The organism is Pseudoalteromonas sp. ASV78, from assembly GCF_047806705.1.
In the GTDB taxonomy this organism is placed as follows: Bacteria; Pseudomonadota; Gammaproteobacteria; order Enterobacterales; family Alteromonadaceae; genus Pseudoalteromonas; species Pseudoalteromonas prydzensis_A.
In genome coordinates this window covers 418,085-439,629 of record NZ_JBLOPA010000001.1, presented here as the reverse complement: position 1 = coordinate 439,629, position 21,545 = coordinate 418,085, and the positions used below count along the sequence as shown (strand labels likewise).

General features: G+C 40.0%; 21 protein-coding genes and 1 pseudogene. 7 read left to right on the top strand and 15 right to left on the bottom strand.

Going from position 1 to position 21,545, the window contains the following annotated elements; all coding sequences use genetic code 11:
* Positions 1 to 337: 337 nt before the first annotated feature.
* The 3 genes from ybeD to lipA are packed head-to-tail and all read left to right on the top strand — an operon-like array spanning position 338 to position 2,251.
* Positions 338 to 616: a DUF493 family protein YbeD gene (gene ybeD, locus ACMVDV_RS01970; RefSeq protein ID WP_304184778.1), complete on the top strand. Its 279-nt coding sequence runs from the start codon at positions 338 to 340 to the stop codon at positions 614 to 616.
* A gap of 19 nt (positions 617 to 635) precedes the next feature.
* Positions 636 to 1,289, top strand: a complete 654-nt coding sequence (lipB, locus tag ACMVDV_RS01965) for a lipoyl(octanoyl) transferase LipB (protein WP_304184779.1) — start codon at positions 636 to 638, stop codon at positions 1,287 to 1,289.
* Positions 1,286 to 2,251, top strand: a complete 966-nt coding sequence (gene lipA / locus ACMVDV_RS01960; protein ID WP_304184780.1) for a lipoyl synthase — start codon at positions 1,286 to 1,288, stop codon at positions 2,249 to 2,251. The genes lipB and lipA overlap by 4 nt, the downstream gene beginning before the upstream one ends.
* Before the next feature lie 106 nt (positions 2,252 to 2,357).
* Here the strand turns inward: lipA and ACMVDV_RS01955 are convergent, their stop codons facing one another.
* Together ACMVDV_RS01955 and dkgB are read right to left on the bottom strand one after the other, a co-directional pair.
* Positions 2,358 to 3,065: a hypothetical protein gene (locus tag ACMVDV_RS01955; protein ID WP_416157011.1), complete on the bottom strand. Its 708-nt coding sequence runs from the start codon at positions 3,063 to 3,065 to the stop codon at positions 2,358 to 2,360.
* Positions 3,066 to 3,650: 585 nt separating this feature from the next.
* Positions 3,651 to 4,469 carry a 2,5-didehydrogluconate reductase DkgB gene (gene dkgB, locus ACMVDV_RS01950; protein ID WP_416157010.1) on the bottom strand — a complete coding sequence of 273 codons (819 nt, stop codon included), beginning with the start codon at positions 4,467 to 4,469 and terminating at the stop codon, positions 3,651 to 3,653.
* 835 nt (positions 4,470 to 5,304) lie between these two features.
* Here dkgB and ACMVDV_RS01945 point away from each other — a divergent pair.
* Entirely contained in the window at positions 5,305 to 6,108 is an 804-nt protein-coding gene (locus ACMVDV_RS01945) for a PRC-barrel domain-containing protein (RefSeq protein ID WP_304184785.1), read from the top strand.
* 116 nt (positions 6,109 to 6,224) lie between these two features.
* Here ACMVDV_RS01945 and ampC read toward each other — a convergent pair whose 3' ends face one another.
* Positions 6,225 to 7,388, bottom strand: a complete 1,164-nt coding sequence (gene ampC, locus ACMVDV_RS01940) for a class C beta-lactamase (RefSeq protein ID WP_416157009.1) — start codon at positions 7,386 to 7,388, stop codon at positions 6,225 to 6,227.
* 459 nt (positions 7,389 to 7,847) lie between these two features.
* On the opposite strand from ampC, the gene ACMVDV_RS01935 reads away from it, so the two are divergent.
* Positions 7,848 to 8,150, top strand: coding sequence for a transposase (locus ACMVDV_RS01935; RefSeq protein ID WP_416157008.1), 303 nt, complete (start codon positions 7,848 to 7,850; stop codon positions 8,148 to 8,150).
* A 290-nt stretch (positions 8,151 to 8,440) separates the two neighbouring features.
* Here the strand turns inward: ACMVDV_RS01935 and ACMVDV_RS01930 are convergent, their stop codons facing one another.
* From ACMVDV_RS01930 to ACMVDV_RS01910, 5 genes are all read right to left on the bottom strand, one after another.
* Entirely contained in the window at positions 8,441 to 8,575 is a 135-nt protein-coding gene (locus tag ACMVDV_RS01930; protein ID WP_257326201.1) for a hypothetical protein, read from the bottom strand.
* 249 nt (positions 8,576 to 8,824) lie between these two features.
* Positions 8,825 to 9,514 carry a hypothetical protein gene (locus tag ACMVDV_RS01925; protein WP_416157007.1) on the bottom strand — a complete coding sequence of 230 codons (690 nt, stop codon included), beginning with the start codon at positions 9,512 to 9,514 and terminating at the stop codon, positions 8,825 to 8,827.
* Between the two features lie 92 nt (positions 9,515 to 9,606).
* Positions 9,607 to 10,050 (bottom strand): hypothetical protein, encoded by a 444-nt coding sequence (locus ACMVDV_RS01920; protein WP_416157006.1) that lies wholly within the window; start codon positions 10,048 to 10,050, stop codon positions 9,607 to 9,609.
* Positions 10,051 to 10,296: 246 nt separating this feature from the next.
* Positions 10,297 to 10,779, bottom strand: coding sequence for a hypothetical protein (locus tag ACMVDV_RS01915; RefSeq protein WP_416157005.1), 483 nt, complete (start codon positions 10,777 to 10,779; stop codon positions 10,297 to 10,299).
* 192 nt (positions 10,780 to 10,971) lie between these two features.
* A protein-coding gene (locus tag ACMVDV_RS01910) for an IS3 family transposase (RefSeq protein ID WP_416156808.1) occupies positions 10,972 to 12,086 on the bottom strand; the annotation gives its coding sequence in 2 pieces (ribosomal slippage) (positions 10,972 to 11,834 and positions 11,834 to 12,086; 1,116 coding nt in all).
* A 253-nt stretch (positions 12,087 to 12,339) separates the two neighbouring features.
* Here ACMVDV_RS01910 and ACMVDV_RS01905 point away from each other — a divergent pair.
* Positions 12,340 to 12,674: pseudogene (locus ACMVDV_RS01905) on the top strand (group II intron maturase-specific domain-containing protein); the annotation flags it as partial.
* Positions 12,675 to 12,751: 77 nt separating this feature from the next.
* Here ACMVDV_RS01905 and ACMVDV_RS01900 read toward each other — a convergent pair.
* From ACMVDV_RS01900 to ACMVDV_RS01880, 5 genes are all read right to left on the bottom strand, one after another.
* Entirely contained in the window at positions 12,752 to 13,780 is a 1,029-nt protein-coding gene (locus ACMVDV_RS01900; protein ID WP_416157004.1) for a hypothetical protein, read from the bottom strand.
* Entirely contained in the window at positions 13,770 to 14,150 is a 381-nt protein-coding gene (locus ACMVDV_RS01895; RefSeq protein ID WP_416157003.1) for a hypothetical protein, read from the bottom strand. The genes ACMVDV_RS01900 and ACMVDV_RS01895 overlap by 11 nt, the downstream gene beginning before the upstream one ends.
* A gap of 82 nt (positions 14,151 to 14,232) precedes the next feature.
* On the bottom strand, positions 14,233 to 15,027 hold the full coding sequence (locus ACMVDV_RS01890) for a trypsin-like serine protease (protein WP_416157002.1): 795 nt from the start codon (positions 15,025 to 15,027) through the stop codon (positions 14,233 to 14,235).
* Positions 15,028 to 15,125: 98 nt separating this feature from the next.
* A complete protein-coding gene (locus ACMVDV_RS01885) occupies positions 15,126 to 15,521 on the bottom strand; it encodes a cupin domain-containing protein (RefSeq protein ID WP_416157001.1) in 396 nt (131 codons plus the stop codon).
* A gap of 109 nt (positions 15,522 to 15,630) precedes the next feature.
* Positions 15,631 to 15,918: a putative quinol monooxygenase gene (locus ACMVDV_RS01880; protein WP_416157000.1), complete on the bottom strand. Its 288-nt coding sequence runs from the start codon at positions 15,916 to 15,918 to the stop codon at positions 15,631 to 15,633.
* A 296-nt stretch (positions 15,919 to 16,214) separates the two neighbouring features.
* Between ACMVDV_RS01880 and ACMVDV_RS01875 the strand changes: the two genes are divergently transcribed.
* A complete protein-coding gene (locus tag ACMVDV_RS01875) occupies positions 16,215 to 17,432 on the top strand; it encodes an IS4 family transposase (RefSeq protein ID WP_416156999.1) in 1,218 nt (405 codons plus the stop codon).
* 153 nt (positions 17,433 to 17,585) lie between these two features.
* On the opposite strand, the gene tnpC is transcribed toward ACMVDV_RS01875, so the two are convergent.
* Both tnpC and ltrA read right to left on the bottom strand, forming a co-directional pair.
* Positions 17,586 to 19,109 carry an IS66 family transposase gene (gene tnpC, locus ACMVDV_RS01870; RefSeq protein ID WP_416156998.1) on the bottom strand — a complete coding sequence of 508 codons (1,524 nt, stop codon included), beginning with the start codon at positions 19,107 to 19,109 and terminating at the stop codon, positions 17,586 to 17,588.
* Positions 19,110 to 19,419: 310 nt separating this feature from the next.
* Positions 19,420 to 21,099, bottom strand: coding sequence for a group II intron reverse transcriptase/maturase (gene ltrA, locus ACMVDV_RS01865; RefSeq protein ID WP_248475026.1), 1,680 nt, complete (start codon positions 21,097 to 21,099; stop codon positions 19,420 to 19,422).
* Positions 21,100 to 21,545: the final 446 nt, after the last annotated feature.

Genomic DNA, 21,545 nt, shown 5'->3' with positions numbered 1-21,545 from the left:
CTTACTCTCATCGTTGTTACTTCTTAAAAGGGATTGCCATTCTTGCAAAGTAACGCCTTGATATTAAGCACCTGTGAAACGCTGAATTCTGTATCTTGAGGTGGCTTGGGTATTCATAGTTAAAGAATATAAGCGCCTTGCACTGCAAGGCGTTTTTTTTTGCTTTAAAAATGGTAGAATGCGCCCCATATCTAACCGACACATAATCTGGCTAGCAATAATAACGGCAAAAAGTGCAGTTATCCCATTGTTATGGCAGTCGAGAACAGATTATCAAAGCGGTTTATTGTTTAGTAAAATAATACTAAGCACACATTAAGTATGAGGAGTCAACGTCGTGGCTACACCGGTAGAAAATACTAAATTTGATGAATATTTAGAGTATCCTTGCCCATTTACATTTCGCGTAATGGGGTTGGCAAACGTCAACTTAACTGAGCAAATTCTAACTAAGTTACAACCGATTGCACCTGGCGACTATGCGCCAAAAGTAAAACCAAGTAGCAAAGGCAATTACGAGTCAGTTAGCCTAGTAGTCACCGTTACCAGTGGCGCTCATATTGAAGAAATTTACAACGTGATCAGTGCGATTGATGACGTACGACACATGCTTTAAGCGCTAAGCGGAGTAAGCTGTGAGCGAAAATACCTTAATCGTCCGTCAACTCGGTAGACAGCGTTACATGCCAATTTGGCAAAAAATGCAAGACTATACCGACGTACGTACAGAGCATGATGCAGATGAAATATGGCTCGTTGAACATGAGCCAGTATTCACACAAGGCCAAGCCGGTAAAGATGAACATCTACTTGCCCCAGGCGACATAGAAGTGATCAAGGTTGATCGTGGTGGTCAAGTAACCTATCACGGACCTGGTCAGCAAATGATGTACGTATTATTTAACTTACGTCGCTTAAAAATTGGCGTAAGAGAACTGGTCACATGGCTTGAAGAGTGTATTATCGATACTCTGAATGATTATGGCATTGCAGCCTACGCCAAAGCAGACGCACCTGGGGTGTATGTTAATGACAGCAAAATAGCATCATTAGGGCTTCGCGTACGTCGCGGTTGTTCTTTTCATGGTCTAGCACTGAATGTAAACATGGATATGAGCCCATTTCTGCGCATTAACCCTTGTGGGTATGCGGGTATGAACATGGTGCAAACAACCGATTTAAACGGCCCAGAAAACCTTACACAAGCAGGTGCTGGACTCGTAAAACACATGATCAAAAAACTTAATGCAACTGCGGTTAAGTATACTGAAGGGTTTGAAAACGAATGAATAAACCAGTCAAGATGGAACCAGGGGTAAAACTGCGCGACGCTGAAAAAATGGCGTTGATCCCAGTAAAAGTATTACCGACTGAAAAAAACGAAATGTTGCGTAAGCCAGAATGGCTAAAAATTCGCTTACCTAAATCAACCGAGCGTATCGATGGCATTAAACAAGCCATGCGTAAACACGGCTTGCATTCAGTGTGTGAAGAAGCTTCATGCCCTAACCTATCTGAGTGTTTTAACCACGGTACGGCAACCTTTATGATTTTAGGGGCAATTTGTACTCGTCGTTGCCCATTTTGTGATGTTGCGCATGGTCGTCCACTGACACCTGATGCCGCAGAGCCGGAAAAACTCGCATTAACAATTAAAGACATGAAGCTGAGCTATGTGGTGATCACCTCAGTAGATCGTGATGATTTACGTGATGGCGGCGCACAACATTTTGCTGACTGTATTCGTGAAATTCGCAAACATAACCCTAAAATCACCATAGAGATTTTAGTGCCAGATTTTCGTGGCCGTATGGATCGTGCACTCGAGATTTTAATTGCAACGCCACCAGACGTTTTCAATCATAACCTTGAAACCGCACCGCGTTTATACAAGCTTGCGCGCCCAGGTGCCGATTACAAATGGTCACTAGAATTACTGCGTCGCTTTAAAGAAGCACACCCAGAAGTTAAAACTAAATCAGGCTTAATGGTTGGCCTTGGTGAAGAGATCAGTGAAATTGAAGCAGTGTTACGTGATTTACGCGCACACAACGTTGACATGCTAACTGTAGGCCAATACCTACAACCTTCTAAGCATCACTTACCAGTAAAACGCTACGTGCCACCAGCAGAGTTTGATGGCTTAAAAGCCTATGCAGATGAAATTGGCTTTACTCATGCAGCCTCAGGCCCATTTGTTCGTTCAAGCTATCATGCTGATCAACAAGCCGCCGGTAAAGAAGTGAAATAATCACTTTTATAGCATTGAAAAATCGTTAGTTATGTACTTTTCACAGCATAGCTAACGGTTAACAAACAAATCACATTTTCACCTTTGCTACCCGAGACTAATACAACTAACGTTTCGAAGCATTACTTCTCAATTGTGCTGAAACATTATCGTTTAACTTAAGCCAATTGGTTTCATAATCCCATGTTCCCTTAAAGTCTTCACTGCTTCTTGAGGTTTCTAACATTTCTCTAAAATCAAAAACTTCAGCAAAATTACTTTCATTTACGCGGTAATTACCCCACCCCCTAGGCTCCATCTTAATATACTTTAAATAATTAGACTTAAAGTCATTAACAGCAGTGACTAGCTCTTCATTACTATTTAGCTTTTCTGCAATGAGTGCCCTTTCATCATCATTAACAGAGCCCGTTACTGTAAGCTCACCCGACTCATTGATAGAAATCCCCCAACTTTTATTTGCTAAAGCGGGCTGCTCACTTCTTAATTCAGCCATGACACTATCATAGGGTGAAAGCATTCTCTCAACCGTTTTAGGCACATCACCGCCTGGCATATACAAATGAGCCATTGCGACTCCAATATCATACATAACCTCTTCAATAGGTCTTAATATATTGGCATCTTTATTTATAGGCTTATAATAAGTCGCTTCAGGCTCTTTAGGCTGTTCTTTATGATATATGTCCTTAGCTAAGCGCTCCATTTCACTCTTTAATTGCGCTTTACCAGTTACTGGTTCATTTATTTTTGCTGCTGAACTATTCGATATAAGCTGCGATGCTGAACTGCTATTGTGTGGGTTAACTTGCATATCACTTTCCTTGTTCGTTACTTATCAACTTGTTATCGACAAATTACTCTTTTCCTTTAGCTGTTTCTAATAAGAAAACTTACCTTGTTGTGTATAAATAATAAACACTACTTAAATGTTAGGTTCGGCAAATCTTTATAACGGTAATGAGACATCGTTTTTGTATCTTATAGCTTTATTTATCTTCCTCGGGTATTTTTCAATTAATCACCATGCGAGTTCTAAAATATAATACCGCTCAAACCAAGCGATCTGGCCCAATAGTTTTGGACACCTCGTTAAGTGAGTAAACTAAACTCACGGAGGTGATATATAACAAACAACGTAAACATTATTCTGACGAATTAAAAGAAGAAGCGCTTACACTTGCCGAAAAAGTTGCTGTGGCTCAAGCATCGAGAGAGCTTGCTATTTGCAGCCTTCAATAATATTCCTGGCGAAGCTCTGCTGCTAAAAAAGTAAGTTCGTTAGATAGGTAAAATTCGTTAGCAGCAGAAAATACCCGCTTAAAATGGTAATTAGCAACTCAAGCTGAATTAAAAGTGCAGACGTGCTGCACTTTTAATTAAACGTACTTAAAGTGGTTTATTGATCCCACTGCGGGGCAAAATCAGGGGTTGCTTGGCGGTCTCCGCAATCGAGAGCATCAATACGGGCAATGTCTTCCTCATCCAGTTTTACCGCTTTATCATTAAAGTTATCTTCTAAGTTTTTACGCTTAGTTGATGACGGAATGGTTGTCATGCCGTTAGCATTTTCCCATGCAATCACCACTTGCGCAGGGCTTGCACCGTGTTTATTAGCAATATCGATTATGGTTTCATCGCTTAATACTTTACCGACTACAAATGGCATATAAGCAGTAACATGAATGTCATGTTGCTGACAAAACGCACGCAGCTTAGTATTAGTTAAATAAGGGTGCACTTCTATTTGATTGGTAAATATTTCTCGTGAGTCCAGTGTTTGCATGGCTGCTTTTAAATTAGCAATAGTGAAGTTCGATACCCCAATATGCTTAGTTAATCCAAGCTGCTTTGCCGTTAATAACTCAGTTAAATACTCGCTCATTGGCTCATCGTTCGATGGCGCAGGCCAATGAACAAGTAGTAAATCGACTGAATCGAGTTGCAGCTTTGTGAGTGACTCTTTCACACTGGCTATAAAATCGTTTTTATTGAGTTTGTTATTCCACACTTTGGTGGTAATAAATAGCTCGTCTCTGGGAATATTACTGTCTTTAATCGCTTGGCCAACTTGCTGTTCATTGCCATAAATTTGTGCGGTATCAATATGGCGAAAGCCAACCTCTAATGCCATTTTTACAGAGTCATAGGCTGTTTTTCCTTCTAAGCGGAATGTCCCCATGCCTAAGTTTGGCATTTCAATTACACCTTGTGTCATAACTTTATCCTTATAAAAATAATCGGTTTAAATACAAACTTATTAGATTTCTAACCTAAGTTTTTCGAAATACACCTGTTACTTTGTTCATTTAAAATTTTTGACCTCGTAAAAGGTATGAGGCCATTAACTTTAGTTTCAAGGGCTAGAGCCTGTTTATCTTTCACAGTTACTTTTACATCCGTATGTTTGGTTTTTAGATAAGGCAGTATTAATGTAGGTAGAGAACCAGAATAAAGTGCGGAAACTTTACTTAATTTTTTACTTAACCCACCAGATTACAAACCTAGCGCCGTGATTAAGCAGCTCATAAATTAAACAACTCTCAATCCAGAGAGGTTAACCGGCCCTAAAACCTCAGAATTATATTTATAAATGACTGCTTTATAAAAAATTGAAAGTGCATCTCTCAAGCCGCTATTTCAATACTGTTAGCGCTAAAAATAGTGGTTTAAATTGATTTACTATCCTGCGCGTTGGTTACTTATCTCTATGTTTTGGTAAGACTTTTATTTCTACTGTGTTCCATCATTTTATTATCTAAGAGGCTAACGTGCTGTTCGTTATCGAACTCAAAACAACTGTGTGTCAATAATAAAAAGCAGTCTTCCATACGGGTCAATACCGCACTTTCCCACAAATTTAGTAATTAAAACTCGCTAAACTTGACTATGTACTGCAGCGCACAGACAACTGTGGCAAATAAGCTAAAACTAAAGCGATTCATTCAAATCATCGCCTAGTTGGCAACCTCAATATCAGCTCTAAAACACGCCAACATTTAATATTGTCGACCCCATTAAAAAGGATAACTATTATGTTATGTAGCATGAAAATGCTAGAAAATTGCGCTATCGCTGCTACCGATGGTGTGATCGGTAAAGAAAAAGATTTTTTATTCGATGATTTAGCATGGGTGATCCGCTACTTCGTTGTTGAAACAGGTTCTTGGCTATCCAGCCGTCAAGTTTTGATCTCACCAATTGCGGTGCAAAAACCAAATTGGATAGAAAAAATTCTGCCCGTGTTGATCAGTAAAGAACAAGTTAAAAACAGCCCAACTATCGATAACGATAAACCCGTATCACGGCAAAATGAGGCCAGCTTACTCGATTATTATGGTTACCCTTATTATTGGGTGGGCGAAGGATTTTGGGGGGGCGGTATTTACCCATACTTATTGTACCGTGATCACCAACACCTCCCACATACAGAAGCAGGTGCACGCAGCGCACAACTGACTCACCATAATGTTAAAAGTGAAGATAATAAAAAAGCTGACCCAAATTTACGAAGTTGCAAAGAGATTATTGGCTATCATATTAACGCTAATGATGGTGATATTGGTCATGTCTCTGGGTTATTAGTAGAAGAAACAACGTGGGCGGTTCGTTACCTGATCATTGATACCAGTAATTGGTGGGGTGGACATAAAGTGCTCGTACCACCAGAGTGGATCAGCGAAGTATGCTGGCTCGACAATACCATCAGTGTTGATCTCAACCGCAAAGTAATAAAAGATGCACCACAGTATGATGATAACCAGCAAATAACCCCCGAGTTTGAAACAGCCATATATCAACATTACGAACTAGCGGGTTACTGGGACAAACTAGCAAAAGCGAAAAAGGATTGCTGAAATGATCGGCTTTCAAGTAACGCCAAACGCCTAGCGAAAAACATTTGGCCAAAGATCATATTCAATAAATAAAAAAACACCACTCACTAAACTAATGAGTGGCTTTTTATTTTTCGTTATTTGCTGACAACTGAATCTAAAATCGCATAGGCGGCTTTGACCCGTTCTACGTTGGGGTAATATTTGTTTGCTAACATAACAATTCCAGCATTTTTTGCCGGAATAAATACAATATATGCGCCAAACCCATTCGTTGAACCTGTTTTATTGATCCAGCCATTATGCAAAGCTACTTGAGGAGAATTATTAATATCGATTGGTTGGGGTTGTGTAATGGTTTCAACTGAATTTCCAGCTAACAGAGCAGTCAAGTTAGTTGGTAAAGGATACATTTCCCATGCTAGTCCTTGCGTGAAAGTACTCGCTTGATAATAGCCCTTCCTAGTACTTTTCAAGGCCGTATTGATTTTATCATCGAGAGAGACTAACCCTAAATTCGCTTTAATAAATTGCACCATATCTGCACTAGTAGACTTAATGCCATATGCTTGTGCATCCAGCATACCGGGATTTACTCTCACAGCATCGCCTGAAGAATTATATCCAAATGCATAATCATCCATTTTATTCGCTGGGACATTAACAAACGTATTTGACATACCTAACGACGGTAATATTTTAATTTCCAGAAACTGTGCATAATCAACTTTCATACTTAATGCCGAAACATAACCAAATAAACCTATACTTGGATTTGAATATAATCGTTGTGAATTTTCAGCAAAAGTTGGCTGCCAAGATTTATAATATTGCTTCATATTCGCGTCAGTCTTAACATTATCAGGGAACTGTAAAGGCAGACCACCTGCTGTATAGGTAGCTAACTGTGTAAGTTTTGTGCTGCCAATAACGCTATTTTTCAACTCAGGTAGATATTTATCAACAGTATCATCAAATGATAAAGTACCATTGCCTTGAGCATAACTCGCGAAGGTTGCAGCAAAGGTTTTACTGACCGATCCTAACTCAAACAGTGTATTCTGTGTTACTGCTTGGTTCTTTTCTTTATTCGCAACACCATAATTATAAAACTGTGACTTACCATCAACAATTATACCCACCGCTAAACCAGGAATTTGGTACTGCTGCATTAAGCGCTCGGCTTGCTTATCGACTGCTTTTCTCAACATTTGATTATTATTTTCAGCCCGAGCATCATTAAACATCACTATAGTTGCAGCTAAAGTAGTAATAACAAGCTTGTTTAAAATTATTTTCATTGTATCTCTCGTTAATGAATAAAATAGCCACGCCAGTGCAACCATATTGCAATAAAAACTCAACTCTCGGATTGAATTCTGGCGCCTGAGTTCATTCAAATATTGTAAATGGAGTATATTGATATTTAGCTTAACCTCGTTTTGAAAATGGTAGAAGGTGGGCATATTCAAGATCTACTCGTTCTAAATGCAAAAGTCAGCAAAGCCGCCGCTATTTTGTGAGTACGACTATTAATTTTTACTGAATTAAAATACGGTGTTGGTATTAAATTCTATGCTCATAGAAAATGAAATGCACAAATCGTCTTGATTTGAGCTCACTACTCCCAAAGCTCAAATAATTAAAGACGAAGAATATGGCTATGTTTTGCTGAATGATTTATATAAATGTGAAATTAATACAGCCAATGTTGTATGCAGCATAAATTAACAAACTAACACTTAGGTTATAGCAGAGGATTGCCTATTCTCTATGAATTATCGTGCGGAAATACACATGATATCGTCCATGCAGAGTCACTCGTCGCCAATTGCCCAACAAGTAATATGGTTGTCGCAGACAAAGGCTACGACAGTGAAAAACTGAGAGAGTTGGTTCGTGATAACAACGCGACACCCGTTATTCCACGCAAGGATAACAGTTTAGTAGGTAATGAAGATATTGACTGGTACATGTACAAATATCGGCACTTGGTTGAGAATGCATTTGGCCGTATTAAGCAATATAGAAAGATAGCCACACAGTATGAAAAGCTTGAATGAAATTATCATTCAATGCTCGCTTTAGCATTTACGATAATGTGGCTACCAATGCGGGCTGATCAATATATGTACCACAAAGATCAACAGTCCCTAATGACATAGCGCTCTCAGTAGCCTTAAACAACAAAATATGATCCCTCACCAACGAGCGAAGAACCACAAATAGTAGAGAACATCTATTATCTAGCTCCTTGAATATTTATCGAATCTATCTGTCGATAATGCCACTCTATCCTTAATTAAGCTCAAATAATGCTTTGCGAAAACTGGTTAGATAATTAACGACTCTATTATTTTTGCTGGGGTTTTCTGTATGATTTTTTCGTGTCAGGTTCTAAAGCTGCGCGCTTGCTTGCCGCTTCTTTTTTTAGTGTTTCAGCAGACTTTTTATCATCTACTTTTTTATCATGAGTTGGATTTTGCATAGTTGCCTCAGAGTTCTCGCCCCTCACGTTAATGTAAAACGCCGAGAATTAAAGCCTAGTTTATAAAGCTCCCCAGCTCTGTGCGCTACAACACTTAAATGTTTTATTATCACTGGATGCTCAATAGACGCTGGTTTATCACTACTATGTCTGTAACAGGTCGTGAGCACGCCTTATAAATCAAGTGTGCTCGCGACCTGCATGAACGATGGTGTGAGAGTTGGAAGTTAGAAACCTCCGGCTACCCGATTATTCATTTCCGATTCTTGGTATGAGTTTCGCGAGCACCTGTCCTTCAGAAAATTCGATAAGGGTGGTGCCTCTGACAACAGACACCACGTCGAACAACTCACCAGCCCACCCGAGCATCTCCTTTGCCAAAGAAGACCCCTCGTCAAGATTCAGCTGAGGCAGACTTTGATTGCTATAGATAAGGAGAAAGTTTTTATCGCATCTTTCATATTTCCCAGAGCCTAGTTTCACTGCCTTTCCGCTTGCAACCTCTTTTAGCATAGCGGCAAACTCCTTCTCGACCTTATTTCCCATCCAGGGCAAGCCAGTAAGCTCAGTTTTGGACGCAAGTGCTCTGATCTCAGCCAAACTCTTCCGAGTCGCCCCCCATTTGAAATGCGATGGGTCGATAAACCATTGATCAGGACTTTCCTTCTCCAGTAGCGCCCTTAGTCGGTTGTAGTCAGGATGTATAGCCTCGGTTATTTCTATACCCCAACAAAGGTCAGAAAACTCTAATAGGAAATCTGGTTTTTCACTCTTTCGGATGACAAAAGGATAACGTAGGTCGAGCTTATGAGCGGCTAGGAAATAAGAAAGCGTCTTCCACTCAACTTGATCACTGGTCCTGCCTTTCAGAGTGGGCGAGACATGCTGAATTTCGCTAATCTTCTGAAACAGAGTTTCTGCACTATCTATGCTGATCATTTGGCTGCCTGTAGAGTGTTGCTAGCCAACGTTTGGTTAAGGGGCGGGCTTTAGCTCGTCCCAGCAAGCGATTTGAACCAATTGTTATGTGTTTAAGCCGATTTTTCAAAATGTGTAATATCCAATAGATACCTATTGCCATCGTACCAACGACCTGAAATTGCATTATTTGTGTTTGAGTCGCTATAAAATGGATGCTTACCAGAGAGTTTATTAGACAAGGTCTCTAATGCCTCTTCCTTGCTTCCGGCAAGAACGTATACAGTGATTCTTTTGTTTTCATCGTGTTCAAAGAAATCTTGGAGTTGAGGTGTAACTGTAATTGTATATTTTTTAGACTTCCTCTTTGCTTCTAGTACCTGACCCTCTTTAACTGGGGTGTCTTGAACTTTTACAAGTTTTATTTTTTCACTAGAAGGCATATCCTTTTCAGATATTTCATCCCAATTAGTCTTTTCTTGAGGAGACGAACGCGTTTCAGCTGAAAATTTTTGTTTGGAGCTTCTGCTAAACAAGGTTTTTAAAAGTTTTAGCACTGGACCTCTCCTTACACATAACGAGCCTGTAGAATAACTCGTTTTAATTTATTTTTATTGATGCATTAACCATAGTCGAGTTCCTATTTTGATTCAATCGCTTACTTCGATTTTACCTAAAAGTAAATATTGCAAAAATTTTTGTCTGTCCTTTTATTTCCATTTAACTTCATAAGGTTTAGCGTCATTGAGAGATATTTGGATCAATATTCATTACGGGAGATGAACCGCCCATTGCACTTCCTGTTAATAAAAAACGCATGATGGGTGGTGTGGGGGCTGGAGGAGACCTCCGGCTACCTGATTAGCCATACTTGGCTTTAACTCTAACCAAGCGCCTGCAAAGTTATCGTTTTTAAACCAAAGTAAGTTTTTTATTGGAAAATTAGAAACCACTACTTTTGTGTCTGATTTCCAAACAACGTCTATATTTTCAGGTTTCCCATCCAATCCAAACAAGCCTCTAAATACTTTACCCGTTTCTACATCAACAATACTTATACCTGATTGCCAATTTGTAGTGGCTCCACAATCAGAATAACCAAGTTTTGCAATTTTTTTACCGTTTGGAGAAGAAAACTCAGCAACATCGGTATATTTACAGATTGACGGTACTTCAACATTTAATAGGTCAATTCCATAACCTATGACTTTAAAACCGAACCAAATGAAAAATATAACAGCCCCAAGATTCCAAATTTTTTTCATGATGCTTAAAGCAACGTTCATGTAAATCCTTATGTATGCCTCAACGAGCCTGTAGATTAACTCGTTTTAATTTATTTTTATTGATGTATTAACCATAGCCGAGTTCCTATTTTGATTCAATCGACAACTGACTTTCACGTAAAATATAAAAAGAGGATTTGCTGTTGCTTTAATGGGCGTTTTGGAAGGTATTGCAGGGTAATCCACCCATTTTTAATGGAGGCTAGCTGTAGAATTTTCGTTGTTTAACTTTTCCAGTTTTTGTATTGGTGTTATGCCACCTATGCCCATGTTAGGGCGTTCATTATTGTAAGTCCATAACCAATCGGTAGCTCTGTCTTGTAACTCACTAATGTCACTGTAAATATAATGACTTAGCCAGTCATAACGAACTGTTCGATTAAAGCGCTCTATATACGCATTTTGCTGTGGATTACCAGGTTGAATAAATCGTAATTCGATCTCATTATTCAATGCCCATTGAGCGAGTTTATGGCTAATATATTCTGGGCCATTATCACACCTGATGGCTTTAGGTTTACCGCGCCACTCTATAATTTGATTTAACGAGCGGAGCACACGCTCAGCAGGCAGTGATAAATCAGCATCAATAGTCAGTCCTTCGCGATTAAAGTCATCTATTACATTAAATAAACGACACGCTCTGCCATCCGCTAGTTGGTCATGCATAAAATCCATTGACCAGCATTCATTAATGGTTTCTGGTACAGCCAATGGCTCAGGTTTGTCTCTCTTTAAGCGTTTCCTAGGCTTTATTCGCAAGTTTAACTCAAGCTCACGGTAAATGCGGTAAACTCGTTTGTGATTCCATTTATATCGTTTTACATTGCGAAAATATAAAAAGCATAGCCCAAAGCCCCAATTGCGCTTTGATTCAGTCAAATCGAGTAACAGCTCTGCTATTTTTAAGTTTTCATTTTTTAATGTCGACGTATAGCGATAACACGTTTCACTGATCATGAAAGTGCGACAGGCTAAGGCAATACTCATTTTATTTGTACTAACGACTTCATGTGCCAATATCTTGCGCTCAGAAGCCTTCACCACTTTTTTGCCATAGCCTCTTGAATGACCTCGGATTTAAGTCGCTCTTCAGCATACATTTTCTTCAAACGACGGTTTTCATCTTCAAGTTCTTTCATTCTCGTCATTAAAGAGGCATCCATACCGCCGTATTTTGCGCGCCATTTATAAAAGGTTGAGTTACCCATACCATGTTCACGGCATAGCTCAGGGATCGGGACACCACTTTCGGCTTGCTTCAAAATAGCGAGGATCTGACTGTCTGTAAAATGTGCTTTTTTCATAATTTTCTCCTGTGTTTACAATAAGAGAAAATTCTACGTTTGACACCCATTATTTTTCGGGGGGATTACCGCAGGTGTTTGGGTAATACCCCCGAAAAATAATTAGCCTTTAAGGTAATCCTCATTTACTTCTCTTTCTCTGCTCTTTGTGCAAAAGATCTTTAATTGAATTATTCACAAAGAGGTTCATAGACGCTGGGCTTTAGAGTAATACAGATGCTAGACCCACGAAGTGTTTAAGCGCTTGGGGGGACACTACTACCTAATAGCCAACGCTTATCAGCTAACGGTGGATTTAGATCACTGGATCCGCCGTAGGATAAGAATGTGCTACTGGCGACAATGGCGCTCTTTATAAGGTATAACAAGCACCAAAGTGCGCAGTTTAATGAAATTGGGTGTTAGTGAACGACTCGCCATAGCATGTGGTATCACCAGTACCAAAAGTAGGCGCTTGGAAGCGAAGGCCCTTGTAGAAGCTCAAAAACAAAAGGAATTAACATTGCACTAGGCAATGACTATTTAGCGTCACAAGGTTTAGTGTCATTGAGAGATATTTGGATCAATATTCATTACGGGAGATGGTAATCCACCTATTGCACTTCCTGTTAATAAAAGCGCATGATCGGTGGTGTGGGGGCTGGAGGAGACCTCCGGCTACCCGATTAGCCTTCCGATTCAATGAATGAATCAAGTTCTTTTAGTAATAATAGCTCTACGGTCTTTTTCTCCATTTTAGCCAACTCTTCTATACTGTAATTTTTGCCTATTTCTTTAGCTAAAATATAGCCTAAGTAATAACCTCTACGATATGGCAAATTTGTCTCATCCTTTCTGAAATTGAAGAATGAAGAATATGTTTCAGGATTTTTGGAGTAAAACTTTCTCTTAAGATCAGTCAGCGAATAAAGCAGTCTAGAGCGGACATTTTTAATCATATTTTCAGGTATGTTTAGCATCAATTCATCATTAGTTGCAGACGAATTCAATTGGTGTGACACATGCGTTGCTAAGCCTTCAGTCCAAAGCGAGCACCAGAGTTCATCATTACATTGAAAAAAGTTTTCATGATAGACATGAAATAACTCATGATGAAAAAATGGGGTATCATTCTTCCAGTTATGGTATTTAGCCATTAAATCTACACCAAACATTAAGTAAGACTTACCATTTAAATCACGTGTTGCACCATTAAACCTACCGAGCGAATGGAGTATATATATTGGTGTTTCAGATTTAAAATCTGCAATAGTAGCAATAAATGACTCCATGCTGTCATTTAAGTTTTTAGATAACCGATTGTTTTTTAACAAGTACACTTCTTCTATCTCACTGAAATTTTCAATGGATTTAACAAAGTTTTTATTACTATAAAAGGGTTCAAACTGAGAGGTAAAATATTGTGAAAACCGCTCCGCTCTCTTTTCAGGGGATAACTTTTTGCTTGACTGATATACAGAATAAAAATCATCAGCAAGATTAATTACTTCGTAGGCAGCTGGTTGGTCGTGGGCAAGTGTTTTAAATGATAACATCCCAAATACAAGTGTTGTTAGTAGATGAATTTTATAAAAATTTCGCATAATTCTAATAAATAATCTTGGTAAGGTTAACGCCCCAAGCAGCGGAAAACACGAACGTTTTGCCGCAGCTAGTGAGTGGTTTTTCTGATGACTTGGTTTGTTAAATTGCATTTACTTCTCTTCTTTTAAACCTTGCATATAAGAAATTAAGTAATTCAATCACAAAAATACACACCATAAATTTTGTCCCTAATTCAAATGCATGAACTACACCCCAGCCACACCAATCATTGTTATATAGAGCCGATTGATACTGCGCAAATGGGAAGTACATGCTTGTTGAAGTTATAAGTAGCGGTACCCAAATTTTATTCTTGTTTGTTATCGCACGTAAAATTACCGCAAGGATCAGCAAGCCCACCATTAAATAAATCTGATCTAAAGATTGAGACTTTATCAATTCGTAATCTTCTTTACTTGTGCCGCCAAAACAAGCGTGAGCACTTGGTACAAAGAGCAGTAGGAACGATAGATATTTCAATTTGGCCTCATTTGCAATTTAACGCCGTGCTTCTGCGGAAATTTAGGAGTGCGAGCGAGTAAATTTCCGCAGAAGCACCTTGTTAGTTACTCTTTATAACTTTGTTTATCCAATTGGTATAATTAGATATTCTTACTTGGTAGGACTTTCCGCCGTATAGGCCATGCTTAAAGGATTTCAGGTCTCCTTCAACATAATCCCAACTGAATAACCCCGCCAAGTACTGTTTTCCTTTTTTTTCAATTATCAGTGGTCCACCGCTATCACCCGAGCCATCGATACCTTCTAACTCAAGTGCGTTCTGACCGTCATCTAATGTAATAGATATCCAGTTCCCCTCAACGACATCAATCTTATTCGACATTGTTCGAAGTACTTTTTTCCTTTTGGTTTCGAATACCGAACCTACCTTTCCATCGCCCGTTGAGCCCCTCCCAAACGCCGTTATTTCCTTCCCTAACTCATCACTATCCAAGTACAACGCTATTGGTCGAACATGCGATACATTTTCAGCCAACTTAATAAGCGCAATGTCACTTGTTGTTTTCATGAAATCCATAAGGGGTTTAGCGTCCCCTTCAAATAAAGAACTATCAGGTTTTTTAGCATTATGATGGATGATAACTCTCTCTATCGTGAATTTTTGTCCATGAATAACAATTTCTTTTCCCGTGTAATCAGAGAAAATTAAATGGGCAACAGTCACAATCCAATTTGGCTTTATCAATACGCCATGCCCCTCACCCGGCATATCTATTAAAAATTCGGGTACACTTTTCGCCAAGTATTTATCTTTATTGACATCATGTTTAGTCACAATTGCAAAGCATGGTAATGAAAGACTAACTAAAACAGTAAAAAAAATTATTTTCTTCATATATATCCATAAACTTCGAGACTGAGTTGAGTAACGCCAAGCGCAAGCGAAAAATTGCGAGCGAGTCAGCGAGTAATTTGTCGCCTTGTCACTTCTTGTTAAGCGTTTTCAGGGCGCTCAACACTATGTTCAGTTGGTTGAGGTGTAACTGTCATTACCTTCACAGCTTTTGGTGTTTCAAACCGGTGCCACATGTTTTTCGGCACAACTAGTAATTCACTTTCTCTTAATATGTGTGGCGTCTCATTATTATCAGACAATAATATTAAAGTCGTTTCGCCTTCTATCACTTGAACAAGTTCATCTCCATTAGAATGTCTTTCCCACTCACTGTTACCAGAATAGTGTGTAATGAAAATTCCACCATCTCGATAATCAGATAGTTTTGCAAAAGAATCTTTAGCTTCTTCATTTGTCGTTTCTGGCGTCCTACCTTCTAGACATTTAATTTCTTTAAATGTTTCTTGAATAGATACAGGATTTATTTGAGTCATAAAACTTCCATTTTCGTGTTTAACGCAAAGCTTTGGGGCGGCTGGAGCGAAGCGTAAGCCGTCCCAGCCGCGATAGCGGCGACAACAGCGCCTTGTTAGGTTGAATCAATCACTCGAATGAATCCATAAGCAGATAGGTTCCAGGTGACCGTTGGTGCTGATCTATCATAGGCACCAACCTCTTGAAATGCTTAGTGTTGCAATGCGTGTCCAAAGCTACTCGATCAGGCCACTCCTCTATAAATATGAAGTGCCCAGGATCTTTCTGATTGATGAAAAGTGCATAAGACACGCACAGCGGCTCTTTTTTCGTCTTCTCCACAAGCTCCCGATACAAAGGCATGACTTCGTCAATGCATTCCGGCTTGATGAAATCTTGAGCAATTACCTTGAGCATAAAATATATGTCCGTTTATTTAACCTAACGAGCCTGTAGAATTACTCGTTTTTAATTTATTTTTATCGATGCATTAACCATAGCCTAGTTCCTATTTTGATTCAATCGACAACTGACTTTCACATAAAATATAAAAGTTGTTTTAATGTGCGTTTTGCAAGGTATTACAGGTACTTGATTGGCTTATTTAAGGTGATAAGCTAAAACATCCCCAAAATTAGCCTTTATATATCAATGAATTAATAGTCTTAAAAAATGTGGGAAGCGAGGGAACATTCATGGTGTTTTGTGATCTTATGAATCGCTTAAAAACAACAGAACTAAACACCATGAATGCGTCTACTATTTTGCACAATATGCTCCACGCTGTCACCCCTAACTCAATTCATAAAGCCAGATTTAATACTTTAGTCGCTGCCGTTAAATCTCTATTGCACTGTCAGCAATGTACCTTGACTTCTATCGGCCGCAACTTGAATTCAAAAACAACTGAAAAACATGATATTAAACGTATTGATCGACTACTCAGTAACCACGAGCTTTTGCGTGAGTCGACATCGGTTTATGTTCGCTTAAGCCGTTTTGTGGTCACTGAAAAGCATCCCGTCATTTTGGTTGATTGGAGTCATGCAGATACACAAACCAAATACTGTATTCTGCGTGCCAGCATTGCCAGTGAAGGTCGTTCTTTGACCCTGTATCAGGAAAGTGCATTCAGTTTTCAGTATCATTGCCCAAAAGTTCAAAAACGGTTCTTAAAGATGCTCAAACTGATTTTGCCGGGTGACTGCCGGCCCGTAATTGTGACGGATGCGGGCTTTAAAGTTCCTTGGCTCAAAGCCGTGCGAAACAATGGCTGGCATTATATTAGCCGTGTTCGAGGTACGGCACATTTGAAAACGCAGGGCAGCGATGAGTTTGTTCCATGCCAGTCACTATTCAAGAGCAATCAACGTAAGAGCCAGTATCTTGGCGCGACCGAGTTGACCAAAAGTGCAAAATATCAAACTCATGCAGTGCTGGTTGGCAAGGGACATAAGTTATTAAAAAGAGATAAAAAACGTGGTTATAAGGAGCCTTGGCTACTCGTTTCTTCTCTTCCAAAGAGGCACCACTTTCTCGAAAAAGTACTCAAATTATATGGTATGAGAATGCAGATAGAAGCAGGATTTCGAGATCAAAAAAGTGTTAGGTTCGGCTTAGGCTCAGATCTGCACAGGACAAACAAACTCTATCGATTAGACATACTGTTGCTGCTTGCCACACTGGCTCATTGGTTCTCAATGATGCTGGGGGCAGTGATAGACAAAGCAGGAAAGACAGGCGCTTTTCAAGCTAATTCAACCAAAAAAAGACGAGTAGTGTCATGGGCATTTGTTGGGCTGCGATACTTCAAAAAACAGTCCATTAAACTGCGACGGCGAGATTATTTGGCAGGACTAGCCTATTTCGTACAGGTGGTAGTGCAACTCGATTGGAAAAATATGGATGTGAGTGATGTAATTGAAATTTAATAATTATTTTTGGGGATCCCTTAGGGTGATAAGGGTTTACCCTTATTAATGCAACGTGTTTTCACATATCAATATTAGCCTTCAAGCTAATCCTCATTTACTGCTCTTTGTGGAAAAATCTTCAATTGAATGTAAGCGTATAGCTAACGACACCTAGCTTTGCTTAATGTTCCAAGGTAGCAGTGGCTCAAGGTTATCTGGCTGCTCAGCAAGGCGCTGTAAGCAAGTAGAGATATAGTCATGCACCACAAGGTCATTTGCCTTTGCGGTTTCAACAAGACTATAGAGTATAGCGCTGGCATGTGCACCATTGCAGGTATTTGAGAACAACCAGTTTTTTCGCCCTATTACGAACGGTTTTATGGCTCGCTCTGCACGGTTATTGTCAATACTGAGCCTGCCATCATCAAGGTAACGCCTGAATTTCTCAAACTGATTTATCGCATAGGTAATTGCTTCACCTAACGCCATTTTTGGTGGGATTTTATCTTTATGCTTGAGTAACCATTGATATAATTCATCAACGATTGGTTTGGCTTTTTGCTGCCTAATCTTGAATTTTTCATCGGCCGTTTTATCTTTGATGGCTTGCTCAATACCGTAGAGCTTGCGAATAAGGTTTAGTGCTACATCTGCTTTGACGGTTTTTTTATTATTGCCTTTAGCCTCGATGAATTTACGGCGCATATGGGCTAGACATGCAACCAGTGTTGCTTTCGTTTGCTCGTATGCCTTGTAGCCGTCAACGTGCATGTAGCCTTCGTAACCATCAAGGAAATCAACCGCACATTGGCCTGCGCGACTGTTATGGTAATCAAACAGGACAATATTAGTGCCTTTACCTGGTTTATCATCGCCGCAACAATACAGCCACATATAGCTGGTTGCTTTATCTGCATTAATGACGTTTAACGGGGTTTCATCGCCGTGAATAACCGGTTGAGATAGCAACACGTCTTTTAAGCGTTGATACAGAGGGGACAACAGGTCTGCGCAGCGCAACATCCAGCTCGACATGGTTTGTCTACTCAACTCAATACCAATATCGCCTAACATGGTTTCTTGGCGATAAAGTGGTAAGCCAAACTGGTATTTACACATGATTATTTGGCTCAGCAAGCTGGGCGTTGCGATGCTTTTTGGAATCGCTGTTGCCGGCATAAGAGCGGTTCTTACCACACTTTCAATGCCTTCACGTTCACAGTGACGGCACGTATATTTAGGGCGAATGGTTTTGATTACTTTGATATGCGCTGGCACAAACTCGAGTGCTTCACTGCTGCTTTCACCCATTTTGTGAAGGGGGCTTTGACAGCAATCACACATTTTGTCATCCTCTTCGAGGTCAACAACCACCTCAATTCGCGGCAACTGCGCTGGCAGTGGCCGGCGTTTCGGTTTGGCTTTTTCTTTCTTTACTGAGGCCGATGTGGCCAATAGCGCTTTATCATGCTCATCGAGAATATCTTCAGCTTCATTGAATACTTCGCCTGCACCCGGCATCTTTTCAGATTTCTTGGCGTACTCTTTGGCTAGTTTCGCGTTATAAGCTTGTAGCAATTCGTGAATTTGCGCGTCTTTTTCAGCTAACTTTTCATCCATATGCTGTTGCAACTCAAGCAACATGCGCTTGAGTTGTTCTGGGTCGTCAGGAAGTGAGTGTGCATCAATTTTCATGTTCGCAATTTAACAGAATTTGACGGTGTTTTCTTGCTTGACGCAAAGATAAAACAGACGGTGTGGCAACGATCATTTACTGCCAATATGATCGATTAGATCATCGATTGATACCGCAACTCTTCATGACCAAGCACATCATATCCCGACAACAACCAATCCAGTTGCTCTGGACTGAGCTCAAATTCTTGCAGACTGGCTTTGTTTGGCCATTTGAACTTTTGCTTTTGTCGAGTAGCCAGACCCGATTACTCGAGCCCAGCCCTCTAAGAACGGTACGTGCGAGTTTCCCCGCATACCGCTCAAGTCGTTATAACGCCATGTAGGATGGCGCAGCAGTATTTTGACTCCTATGAATGCTGTTATGGCAATAAGGATGAACAACCACGGTATTACTCGCTTTATTATCACCACCTAAATATAAAGGTACTAGGCGGTGAATATTCCAACCAGTTTTAGCCGTTATTTTTTCTTTGCAATACAAACACTCACCATTTTGACGTGATAATAATCTATGCAGACGTTCTTTGTTGCGAGAATTTACTAACACATCAAGCCGAGATTCAAAGTAAGTTTCATGTGTCGGATCGTAAGGGTTTGCATCGGAATTGATCTTTGGATGTCGCACAATCGGCATTGCTGCTAACCGAAATAAGCCTATTTGTTTATCACCGGTGCAGAATGTCCAATTACGCGCCCCAATAGAGTGGAAGTATCTAGCCCTAATCCAGTATTTTCCTTTTCTAGGATGTCTACGACATGCCCATTTCCAGAGTAGCAACCATATATCAGAGTCAATCTTGCAAAATACTTCCTTTGCGACACTGTGTCGGTGATAATTGCACCAACCTCTTAATATTGGATTAAGCTGAAAGATTAGCCTGTCTTGTCGACTAGAGCGATATTTGGTGATCGTAAGTCTCAACTTATTCATCAGATGTAGAACGCTTTTGCTACTGGGTTTGACCAATAATTTGCCATTATACTTTCTGAGATTTTGACCAAGAAAATCAAAACCCTCTGATATATGCCTAACGTGCGTTTTTTCTGGCGATAATGCCAAACCACGTTGGGACATAAATTCATTAATACAAGGCAATATTGTATCTACCAAAAACGCTTGAGAATGAGCCGTTACAACAAAATCATCGGCATATCTGATTACAGAGACTCTCTTAACATTAGAACGAATTTCACGGTGCTTACCTCTTTTAACACCAGAAGCTTCTTCAATTGTTCCTTGCAGTTGATTCAATACCATATTCATTAACGTCGGCGAGATTATTCCTCCTTGCGGTGTTCCTGCAAGTGTTGGATATACCTTACCAGACTCCATAAAGCCAGCATTCAGCCACTGTGAAAGGATTGGTTTGTCGATGTTTAAGTGCTTTAGCATCCACTCATGGCTGATATTATCGAAGCAACCTTTAATGTCCGCATCAAGCACCCATTCTCCCGCACGTTTGCGACACAATACTTTGAAGCATTGTTCGATCGCATCAGCACAAGACCTTTGTTTTCGAAAACCAAAAGAATTGCCGTCACTGTTTGTCTCCACTTCTGGCTCAACGGCTAGCAAATATAGTGCTTGCATCCCACGATCCAGCATTGTGGGGATACCGAGAGGTCTTTTCTGCCCATTCGACTTTGGAATAAAGACTCGCCTTAATGGACTTGCCTTGTATCCAGAGCGTTTGAGCGATGAGATTGCTCGCCATTTTTTAGTAGCACTTTGCCATGTTTCGCCATCAACACCAGACGTTTTACGCCCTTTGTTCTCCGTTACTTGTTTAACCGCAAGGGCTTTCGCATAAAAGGAATGAGTCAATAACCATTGCAGGCTTTTAACTTTCCCTTTTCTCCCTTGCTTTACTGCTTTCACAATACGCGCTTGCAATGATCCTACGTAGCGCTTTGCAGCCTTCCAATCGATGTTAGACCAGCATTGCGCTTCGTTTATAGGTGCACATTGTTCATAAGAGCAATTCATTTGCATTCCTAAGCTAAAATCTTATTACAAATTTCTTGTGATTAACCACTCGATGGAAGTGGGCTATGCTTTCGCATGATGTCACGTTCAATACATCTATCTTTGCCATTACAGCAAGGCATTCGCTTTCTCCATCGTCCTTTACCCGCATGCCCGTCATTCATTCTTACGAAGAAACTACCTCAACGAGGGAGCATACGGGCTTACCAAGTTCCGCTTTATTCACATAATGGGTTAGTGTCAGTCAATCCGCCGGGGGCACATTAAATTGCGTAACATGAGACTAGAGCATGTTAACTTGTCCACCACACCTTTTGGTTCAAGCTTGTCAGCATCTTTAGCTTGTTTACAATGACGACAGTTACAACTGTTCAGTTAATTACACATACCATTAATTCCTAGGGCCCAACCGCATGATGCTTGCAGTTTGTTCAACATCACTATTG